Genomic DNA, 10,085 nt, shown 5'->3' with positions numbered 1-10,085 from the left:
GGCAGCGACAGCGTCACGGTCACGGGTACCGGCAGCGGCAGCTTTGCCGACGCCAACGCCGGGGTGGGCAAGGCGGTTACCGTCACCGGCTACACGCTGGGCGGCACCGATGCCGGCAACTACAACCTGGTGCAGCCSGCCGGCGTGACCGCTACCATCAACAAGGCCGATGTCATCGTGTCCGGCAGCAAAACCTACGATGGCACCACGTCGGTGGCAGGCAGCACCTTGACGGCGACCGGCGTGGCCGGYCAGAYCTTCACCGTCACCGGCGCCGGTRACGCCTCGAATTTGACCAGCAAGAATGTGCAAAGCGGTGCCGCGCTCGCCAGCACCACGGGYYTGAGCCTGGGCAGCAGCAGCAACGGCGGTTTGGCCAGCAATTACAATGCACCTGGCGTGGCCGGCAGCAGTTACACCGTGRCCGCCAAGGGGCTGACCCTGACCGGCATCAGCCAGCAATTACAATGCACCTGGCGTGGCCGGCAGCAGTTACACCGTGRCCGCCAAGGGGCTGACCCTGACCGGCATCASCGCGGTCGATAAAGTGTACGACGCCACCACCACGGCCGCGCTCAACACYGCCGGSGTTGCCTACTCGGGCCTGGTTTCGGGCGACACGGTGTCGCTGGCCGGCAGCGGCAGCGGCAGTTTTGCGACGAAGAATGTCGGTGTCAACCAAGCTGTGACGGTGAGCGGCTACACGCTGTCCGGCGCCGACGCCGGCAACTATGTCGTGGTGCAACCGAGCGGCCTGAGCGCAACCATCAGCAAGGCCAACCTGGCGATATCGGGCATTGCTGCGCTTGATAAAACCTATGACGCCACCATCGGCGCCAGCCTGACCGGTATCGCTGCTGTCGCCGCACTGGGTAGCGACAGCGTGTCGGTGTCGGGTACCGGCGTGGGCAGCTTTGCCAGCAAGGATGCCGGCACCGGGAAATCGGTGAGCGTGAGCGGCTACACGCTGGCCGGCGCCGATGCCGGCAACTACGTGGTGCTGCAACCGACCGGCYTGAGCGCYACCATCAACAAGGCCAGCCTGGCGGTCTCGGGTATTGCGGCGCTCGACAAGACCTATGATGCCACCACCGCCGCGACCCTGACTGGTAACGCTGCCGTGGCAGCACTGGGCAGCGACAGCGTGTCGGTAACGGGTACCGGCGTGGGTAGCTTTGCCAGCAAGGATGCCGGCACCGGCAAGGCCGTGAGCGTGGGNCCCCCACCGGCGCCACCCTGACTGGTAATGCTGTCGTGGCAGCACTGGGCAGCGACAGCGTGTCGGTAACGGGTACCGGCGTGGGYAGCTTTGCCAGCAAGGATGCCGGCACCGGCAAGGCCGTGAGCGTGGGYGGCTACACGCTGTCGGGCGCYGACGCAGGCAACTACGTGGTGCTGCAACCGACCGGGCTGAGCGCCACCATCAACAAGGCCAGCYTGGCGGTCTCGGGCATTGCAGCGCTTGACAAGACCTATGACGCCACCACCGGCGCCAGCCTGACTGGTAATGCTGTCGTGGCAGCACTGGGCAGCGACAGCGTGTCGGTAACGGGTACCGGCGTGGGNTCGGGCATTGCAGCGCTTGACAAGACCTATGACGCCACCACCGGCGCCAGCCTGACTGGTAATGCTGTCGTGGCAGCACTGGGCAGCGACAGCGTGTCGGTGACGGGTACCGGCGTGGGCAGCTTTGCCAGCAAGGACGCCGGCACCGGCAAGGCTGTGGGCGTGAGCGGGTACACGCTGTCCGGCGCCGAYGCCGGCAACTATGTGGTCACCCAGCCGACCGGCYTGAGYGCSACCATCARCAAGGCCARCCTGGCGGTSTCGGGYATTGCGGCGCTTGACAAGACCTATGACGCCACCACCGGCGCCAGCCTGACCGGTACCGCAGCTGTCACCGCCCTGGGTAGCGACAGCGTGTCGGTGACGGGTACCGGCCGCGGCAGCTTTGCCAGCAAGGACGCCGGCGCCGGCAAGGCCGTAACGGTCAGCGGCTACACGCTGGCCGGCGCCGATGCCGGCAACTATGTCGTGCTGCAACCGACCGGCCTGAGCGCAACCATCAACAAGGCTAACCTGGCGGTGTCGGGTATTGCCGCCGTCAACAAGACCTATGACGCCACCACCGCCGCGACCCTGACCGGGACCGCCGCCGTGGCCGTCTTGGGCAGCGACAGCGTGTCGGTGACGGGAACCGGCGTGGGCAGCTTTGCCAGCAAGGATGCCGGCACCAGCAAGGCCGTAACGGTCAGCGGCTACGCGCTGTCCGGCGCCGACGCCGGTAACTACGTGGTCACCCAGCCGACCGGCGTGACAGCGAACATATCGCGTGCGGCAATTACGGTCAGTGGCATCACTGCGGCTGATAAAGCTTTTGATGGCACCACTGCGGCCACGGTCAGCACCGCCAATGCTACGCTGGCTGGCAGGCTCGGTACCGATGACATCACGATGGCTTCAAGCGGCCAGTTCGCCGACGCAGCCGCCGGTCTGGGCAAGACGGTCAATTTGAGCAGCACATTTGGCGGCGCCGATATCGGAAACTACGTGGTTACCGAACAATCGCAGGCATTGGCCAATATCACGGGCGGGGTGGCCCCGGTGCCTGCCGCGTTGCCGCAGCAGGTACAAAATACGGTGAGCCAGGTGCAAACTTCGTTGCTGCCGCCGCAGGCGTCGGCGCAGCCGCAGGTGTTGAGCCTGTCGACCACACTGGTGGTGCAGCAACTGGCTGACATCCGCAGTACCGGCAATAACGACAGTACCGCCATCACTGCCAGTACCGGCAACATCACCAGCACCAGCAGCACCGGTAGTGCGAACGAGCAGGAAGCAACGGGGCTGCCATTAATCAGTACGGTCACAGCATTTGGCGCGCCCGTGCCTACGCTCAAAATTCAAAATGGCGGCATGCAATTGCCGCTCGTGGCTACCAGCAGCAAAGAATAAAGCAGATATGAATCCAATTCCCAAACAGACTCTTCTGATGAAGCCCTTGTTCGCGGCGCTGTTGCTCGCTACGCTGGACGCCAATGCACTCGGCCAGCAGGCGCCGCCCAATGCCGGATCGATACTGCAGCAATTGCAGCCGTCCATTCCCGTGCCGGCGCAGCCACCGGCGCCGACCCTCGAGGTCAAGCCTAAAAATGACATCGGTGTGCCTCCCTCGCGGCCGATACCGGTGAATAAATTACGCATCACAGGCAATACCGCTTTTCCCACGGAAACGCTACACGCCCTGGTCGCCGATCAGGAGGGTAAAAGCCTGACGCTGGCGCAACTCGAAGAGCTGGCCGGGCGTATTACGGCGTTCTATCAAGCTCGCGGGTTCCGGATTACACGGGCCATCATTCCGGCGCAGTCGATCACCGACGGTGTGGTTGTCATACAGGTCGTCGAGGCACACTACGGCAGCGTTCGCCTCAACAACAGCAGCGAGGTCAAAGACGCAGTCCTTGGCGCAGTTCTCGCCTCGCTCGCTGGCGGTGAATTGATTGCCGATGACGAGCTCAATCGCACCTTGCTGCTGTTGTCGGATGTGCCGGGCGTGGCCGTCAATGCGGTGCTCAAGCCGGGAACGGCAGTTGGGACTTCCGACATCGACGTCGAGACGCGCCACGTTCAATCGGCGCCGGCCAATTTTTCGCTCGATAATTATGGCAACCCCTACATCGGCCGTACGCGCCTGAGCGGCAACTTCAATATCGTCAATCCACTGCACGCTGGCGATATTCTGAGCGCCAATCTGACCACCACCGGCGACGGCATGAGTTATGTTCGGGCCGCATATGACACGCTGCTCAACGGCCAGGGTACCAGGATAGGCGCTGCTTATTCGGCATTGCGCTACAAGCTCGGCGGCTCGGCCCGCGCCCTCGACGCCAATGGCACCGCCTCAGTTGGCAGCGTCTGGGCAAAACATCCGTTTATTCGTACCAGCGAATATAACCTGTACGCGCAACTGCAGTATGAAGCCAAGAAGTTGCGTGATCGGGTCGATGTTGGCGGGCTCCGTACCGACCGCCATCTGCGCAACTGGGTCATGAGCGTCAACGGCGATCAGCGCGACAGCCTGTTGGGCGGCGGCATGAGCACGGCTTCGCTGAGCTGGACCAGCGGCCGTCACGGCTTCGACGACGCCGCTGCGGCGGCGTCCGATGCCGCTAGCGCGCGTTCAACCGGCGCGTTCTCGAAGTGGAATGTCAATCTTGTCCGCTTGCAGGGATTGACCCCGCGCACCTCGCTGTATTTCAGTTTGACTGGCCAGTGGTCCGACCGCAATCTTGATTCTGCCGAGAAGATGGCCGCCGGCGGTCCGTACACGGTCCGTGCTTATGACATCGGTGCGCTCTCTGGCGACACCGGCTATGCCGCCAGCATGGAATTGCGCCATGAACTGGGACGGCTGTTGCTCGGGACCTGGCAGGCGCAGGCCTTTATTGACAATGCGCGTGTCAAGATCAACCGCCAGCCCTGGAACGGCAATGAAAACAGTGGCTCGATGTCAGGCGCCGGCGTCGGAATGAACTGGAACGGCCCCGAACAATGGCGCGCCAGCGCTTCGGTGGCAACGCGCCTCGGGGCTGTGCCTGCCCTGCTGGGCAAGCAGTCTTCGGTGCGGGCCTGGCTGCTGTTGGGCAAGGCTTTCTGATCGCTCAGGCAAAACGGCCCGTTCGAACAATCGAACGGGCCGCCATTTGATGCAGGCCGGTGGCGTCTGACACCTGAGCCTGGCCGAGCCCCGGTTTTATGCTACATATCGCGGCTGGTCCGCTTCGACGCTTTCACAGCTGTCGCCTGCTTTTTCGCCTTCACCGAGGTCTTGACGATCCTGGCCTTGCGCACCGGCTTGGCCTTGGCCGAGGCCTTGACCACGCGCGGCTTCTCGGCCTTGACCTTGGCCGACGCCTTGAGCAAACGCGGACGCTCGAGCGAGCGCGCTTCCGGGCCGACGATCAGGCGGCGGATATTGACCGCGTCGGTGATGCGCGCCGAGTTGGCCTTGGCGTTGAGCAACACCAGGGTGTTGTTCTTGCCGCCGCTCTTGAAACGCATGATCAGGCAACGGCCCGCTTCTTCGGTGTAGCCGGTCTTGGACAAACCGACGTCCCAGCCCTTGGCGCCGACCAGGCGGTTGGTGTTGTGGTACTCGACGTCACGGCCCTTGATCTTGATCAAGTCCTTCTTGTCGGTGGTGATGCGGGTAATTTCCGGATAGACCGATGCTGCCCGTGCCATCTTGACCAGGTCGGTCGCGGTGGAGCGGTTGTGCGGCGACAGGCCGGTCGGCTCCTCGATCACGGTATTGGCCAGGCCCAGCGCGCGGATCTTGGCGTTGACCGCGCGGCGGAAACCCTCGGTGCCACCGGGATAGGTGCGAGCCAGCGAGGCGGCAGCGCGGTTGTCCGAGGACATCAGCGCCAGTTGCAGCACGTCGCCGCGCGCAATGGCGGCGCCGACCGGCACCCGCGAGGTGCTGTGCTTGAGCATGTCCACGTCGGCGCGGTCGATTTCGATCGCTTCCTTCATGTCCTGCTTGGCATCGAGCACGACCATGGCGGTCATCAGCTTGGTCAGGGAGGCAATGGGTACTTGTATGTCGGCATTCTTTTCCAGAATGACTTTGCCGGTGTCGTCTTCGACAACCAGCACCGACTGTGAACCGAGCGGCACTGCCAGGGCGGCGGCAGTAAACGTACTCAGCAAGACAGCAACAATTTTCTTGAGCATGTTCGGTAGTTTCGGTTTGGGATGTAGGGTGGAACAGGGCGTCGTGGAGGCGACGCAGCACATGACCAGGACGGTAGAAAACCACTGGCTATGCGGCAACACTGAGGTTGGACGATAACATTAAAGTGGTTTCTCGTCTATTGTGCATAACTCGCGGATTCCATTATTTTAAACATTCCAATAAAACAAAAGCCTCGGGCACGCGGCGCGGGGCTTTTAAGGGAACGATGCAAAGTGAATCAGCTGCTGATCTTGGCGATCGATACTTCCGTCGATTTCACCAGGGCGATCACTTCGCTGCCGACCTTCAGGTCGAGATCATGGATCGAGCGCGAGGTGATCACCGAGGTGACAATGCCGTGCTGGGTTTCCACGTCCACTTCCGAGACCACCGGTCCGAAGATGATTTCCTTGATCTTGCCGCGGAACTGGTTACGTACATTAATTTCAGAAATGGCCATCGTGAGTCCTTTGTGTGGTTGATGTCTACCCAGCCAGAGTAAGGCCGACGGTCCGTTTCGTGAACGAATCGTTCCGACTATCGTTATTTGTTCTGGTAAATCTTGTCGAACTCGCCGCCATCGTCGAAGTGTTTCTTCTGCGCTGCTTTCCAGCCGCCGAACACGTCATCGATGGTAAACAGGTTGATCTGGCGGAAGTTGGCGTTGTACTTCTTGAACGCTGCTTCCGAGCGCGGACGGAAGTAATGCTTGGCGATGATGTCCTGGCCCTGCGGCGAGTACAGGAAGTTCAGGTAGGCGGTGGCTTCCTTGCGGTAGCCTTTCTTGTCCACCACTTTATCGACCACGGCCACCGGCGATTCGGCCAGGATCGACCACGATGGATAGACCACGTCGAAGTTGCTGCCAAATTCAGCGCGGACCAGATTCACTTCGTTTTCAAACGTCACCAGCACGTCGCCGATGCCGCGCTGGGTGAAGGTGGTGGTGGCGCCACGGCCGCCGCCGTCCAGCACCGGCACGTTCTTGAAGATGCGCGTCACCAGTTCGCGCGCCTGCACTTCGGTACCCTTGTTCTTGATCACCGAACCCCAGGCGGCCAGGTAGGTGTAGCGGCCGTTGCCCGAGGTTTTAGGGTTCGGTACGATCACTTTCACGCCCGGTTTGGCCAGGTCGTTCCAGTCCTTGATGCCTTGTGGGTTGCCCTTGCGCACCAGGTACACCATGGTCGAGTAGAACGGCGCAGCGTTGTTCGGGAATTTCTTTTCCCAGCCAGCCGCCACCGTGCCGCGATCGACCAGCAGGTCGATGTCGTTGGCCTGGTTCATCGTGACCACGGCCGCTTCCATGCCGTCCGCCACCGAGCGGGCCTGCTTGGACGAGCCGCCGTGCGACTGGTTGATATCGACGGTCTCGCCGGTGGTCTTCTTGTACTCGGCCACGAACGCCGGGTTGATCTCCTTGAACAGCTCGCGCGCCACGTCATACGATGCATTCAGCAGCACGGGCGTGGCGGCGCTGGCCTGCAGCGGCAAGCCCAGGAACACTGCCGAAGTGGCCAGTAACGAAGTAACAACGAAACGGCGGGTCGTATTCTGGTAGTTCATAATGGCTTTCTTAATGAGATTTGGTAATAAGGAACACCGTCATGGTGTAAAATTTCATACAGAAAAGAAACGAATATTTCGTAATATGCTTAGAAGCCAAGCCTGTTCACTGGAAAGCGCATAACGATTTTTGAAAACATTCGTGGGCAAAAACAGGGCGACACCCTAGGCTTTCGAGGTAGATCACGTCCACCGAGGTGCGCGTCAACCTCAATCTGCCGCTTGGTGTATAGTCGCGCTCAAGCACGGGGAAGCGCACAACGCTTCTTTTGCTATTGGAATGTTTTGTGAGCATACATGAGTCTTGAAATACGTAGCCCCCAGGTTCGCGTGGCGGTGGCGGCAGACGCGCAAGCGGCGTGCAATGTGTTGCGCCGCTCCATCGCGGAATGCTGTGAAGTCGATCATAAAAATGACCGCACCATCCTCGATGCCTGGCTGGGCAATAAAACTCCGCAAATGGTCGAAAGCTGGTTTGTCTCGCCCACCAATTTTTCCGTGGTGGCCGAGCTCGATGGCGTAGTGGCTGGCGTGGCCCTGCTTACCGGGGCCGGCAAGCTGGCTTTGTGCTACGTCCTGCCCGAAGCCCGTGGCCAGGGCCTGGGCAAGGCCATGCTGGCGCGGGTAGAGGAACAGGTACTGTGCTGGGGCGTCAAGGCGTTGCAGTTGCATAGCACGGCTACCGGCCAGGGCTTCTTTGCCAGCCGTGGTTACACCGACGCCGGCAAGGTGCGCTCGCCGTATGGCGTGGAAACAGTATTTTTCTGGAAACAGCTCGATGCATCCGGCGATGCCGGCGCCGACGCCACCAAGCGCAAACGCTTTTGCAATTGCAACTCGGCTTAACTGCCTGGCAGCAACTCAGTAACTGAGCAGCAGTTCCTGACGCCGGCACCGCACCGGCGCCGCGCCCACCTGTTCGCCCCCGACAAACAGTGTCAATTCCCCCGCTAGCAGCTTGATCCAGGTTTCGTTGGAGGTCAGCGGCTGGGTGGCGATGACGGCGATGCGGTCGTCGAGGTGGTTGTGGCGGGAAAAATCGATGCTCAGGTCGCAATCGATCAGCCTGGCTACCGAGAACGGATATTCGCGCACCACGTAGTGCAGGTCGGTGCTGCAATGGGCAAACAGCAGCTCGCCGTTCGACAGGATGAAATTGAAGGTGCCGTGCGCAGCGATCTCGCCGGCCAGCAGGGCCAGTGCCGCGTACAGCACGGGGCGCGGCGGCTGCTGTGCGAACCGCAGCGCCAGGCCCGACAGCAGGTGGCAGAAGGCGCGCTCGCTGTCGGTGTCGCCCAGCGGCGAATACAGGCTCGGGTTCGGTTCGAAATCGACCAGGTTGCCGTTATGGGCGAACGACCAGGTCCGGCCCCACAACTGGCGTGTAAACGGATGGCTGTTTTCCAGCGCAATGCGGCCCTGGGTGGCCTTGCGGATATGCGCCACCACGTTTTTCGCCTTGACCGGCTGCTGGCGAAATTGCAGCGCCAGCGGCGAATCGATCGAGGCCAGGTGGTCGGTGACCAGCCGGCAGCCGTCGGCCGTGTGGATGGCGACACCCCAGCCATCCCTGTGTTCGCCGGTGCGGCCGCCGCGCTCGGCAAAGCCGGCGAAGGAAAAATCGACGGCTGCCGGTTTGCTGCTGTTCATGGCAAGGAGCTGACACATGGCGGACCAAAATCAATAACGATGATCCACGATAACGGCCACACTGTTGCGCAGGAAGGAATGTTTTGGCATATCCATAGCTGAAAGCATTCGTTCAGCTTTGCGGGCCGCGCGCATACGCTGTCGGTATTGTTTTGTTGTCGAGGATTACCATGTCATTTCCCATCTTGCAAAAGTACCTGACGCGTCTATCCGACGCCACGGGCGCCGCCGGTGTCACCTCGAGCATCTGGCTCGATCACGAGGGCAGGGCGCAGGGGCGGTTCTTCAATTGCACCATGAGCAGCGCCTTCCAGCCGATTCGCGCGTTGGCGACCGGCGAGGTTGCCGCCTACGAAGGGCTGGCGCGCAGCGTCTCGGCCCAGGACAAGGGCCTGTCCTTGTGGAAGCTGCTCGACCACGCGGCCAGCGACAACGAGTCGATCGAACTCGACCGCCTTTGCCGCATGCTGCATTCGATCAATTTTTTCCGGCAAGCTGATACCGCGCCCAATGCCGAGGCCGACCTGTACCTGAACGTGCACGACCGGCTGCTGAGCGCCGTCAGCAGCAACCACGGCCATGCCTTCCGCCGCATCCTCGATGCGCTGGAACTGCCGCTGTCGCGCGTGGTGCTGCAATTGCCGGTGGCCACGCCGCAGCAGGGCTGGTTGCTCAACTATGTCTCGGACAACTACCGCCGTAACGGCTTCCGCTTTGCCGTCAACGTCGATAGCGCTGCCGACGCGGTCGGCATACTCGACCGCTTGCGGCCCGACGTGTTCAAGTTCGACACGCGGGTGCTGCACGACACCGACGGCTTGCTGGCGCTATTGCAGCGCACGCGCGAGGCCGGAGTCGGCGTGGTGTTCAAGCGCATCGAAACCGACCAGGCGCTGCAGGCGCTGCGCGAACTGGGCGCGGCTGCCGGAGTGCTGCTGCTGGGGCAGGGCTACCTGCTCGATGAACCGCGCGCCACCCTTGCCGGCCTGCAACCGCAAGTGCAACCGCAGGCGGTTGCCGCCTGACGCGCGTCAACGGCGGTCCAACCTTGCCGGAGACTTAGCATTCGCTTAATCCTCGCTTAAGACTTGTCGATTCTTGCCCGCTGGGCAGAAAATCGACCGAAATCGATCCG

9 protein-coding genes and 2 pseudogenes are annotated in these 10,085 nt (G+C 61.9%); 7 read left to right on the top strand and 4 right to left on the bottom strand.

The features are described 5' to 3' along the window. The 5 genes and pseudogenes from ASF04_RS28415 to ASF04_RS25150 all read left to right on the top strand — a co-directional run. Positions 1-546: YDG domain-containing protein (locus tag ASF04_RS28415; protein ID WP_229205199.1), on the top strand; the 546-nt coding region annotated here is incomplete at its 5' end. Continuing rightward, positions 479-1,218 (top strand): annotated as a pseudogene (locus ASF04_RS28410) (YDG domain-containing protein); the annotation flags it as partial. The gene ASF04_RS28415 and the pseudogene ASF04_RS28410, both read left to right, overlap by 68 nt. Before the next feature lie 36 nt (positions 1,219-1,254). Further along, positions 1,255-1,565 (top strand): annotated as a pseudogene (locus ASF04_RS28405) (YDG domain-containing protein); the annotation flags it as partial. A gap of 1 nt (position 1,566) precedes the next feature. Next, positions 1,567-2,952: YDG domain-containing protein (locus tag ASF04_RS28400; RefSeq protein ID WP_229205198.1), on the top strand; the 1,386-nt coding region annotated here is incomplete at its 5' end. A gap of 7 nt (positions 2,953-2,959) precedes the next feature. Beyond that, complete coding sequence (locus ASF04_RS25150) at positions 2,960-4,654, top strand: ShlB/FhaC/HecB family hemolysin secretion/activation protein (RefSeq protein ID WP_056147951.1); 1,695 nt, start codon at positions 2,960-2,962, stop codon at positions 4,652-4,654. 101 nt (positions 4,655-4,755) lie between these two features. On the opposite strand, the gene ASF04_RS25145 is transcribed toward ASF04_RS25150, so the two are convergent. The 3 genes from ASF04_RS25145 to ASF04_RS25135 form a co-directional block, all read right to left on the bottom strand. Next, the gene (locus tag ASF04_RS25145) at positions 4,756-5,733 is read right to left on the bottom strand and encodes a serine hydrolase (protein WP_056147949.1); all 978 of its coding nucleotides are present in this window, start codon (positions 5,731-5,733) and stop codon (positions 4,756-4,758) included. A 239-nt stretch (positions 5,734-5,972) separates the two neighbouring features. Then, positions 5,973-6,194, bottom strand: a complete 222-nt coding sequence (locus ASF04_RS25140) for a molybdopterin-binding protein (RefSeq protein ID WP_019919846.1) — start codon at positions 6,192-6,194, stop codon at positions 5,973-5,975. 83 nt (positions 6,195-6,277) lie between these two features. Further along, positions 6,278-7,300, bottom strand: coding sequence for a sulfate ABC transporter substrate-binding protein (locus ASF04_RS25135; RefSeq protein WP_056147947.1), 1,023 nt, complete (start codon positions 7,298-7,300; stop codon positions 6,278-6,280). Positions 7,301-7,597: 297 nt separating this feature from the next. Here ASF04_RS25135 and ASF04_RS25130 point away from each other — a divergent pair, with 297 nt between their 5' ends. Next, positions 7,598-8,146, top strand: a complete 549-nt coding sequence (locus ASF04_RS25130) for a GNAT family N-acetyltransferase (RefSeq protein ID WP_056147944.1) — start codon at positions 7,598-7,600, stop codon at positions 8,144-8,146. A gap of 15 nt (positions 8,147-8,161) precedes the next feature. Here the strand turns inward: ASF04_RS25130 and ASF04_RS25125 are convergent, their stop codons facing one another. Beyond that, a complete protein-coding gene (locus ASF04_RS25125; RefSeq protein WP_082489010.1) occupies positions 8,162-8,968 on the bottom strand; it encodes a class II glutamine amidotransferase in 807 nt (268 codons plus the stop codon). Positions 8,969-9,120: 152 nt separating this feature from the next. Here ASF04_RS25125 and ASF04_RS25120 point away from each other — a divergent pair, with 152 nt between their 5' ends. Next, on the top strand, positions 9,121-9,975 hold the full coding sequence (locus ASF04_RS25120; RefSeq protein WP_056147939.1) for an EAL domain-containing protein: 855 nt from the start codon (positions 9,121-9,123) through the stop codon (positions 9,973-9,975). Positions 9,976-10,085 lie beyond the last annotated feature (110 nt).

This window comes from Duganella sp. Leaf61, from assembly GCF_001421905.1.
GTDB lineage: Bacteria > Pseudomonadota > Gammaproteobacteria > Burkholderiales > Burkholderiaceae_D > Rugamonas > Rugamonas zoogloeoides.
The sequence above is the reverse complement of the archived record's forward strand: the minus strand, read 5'-3'. Positions and strand labels throughout refer to the sequence as shown.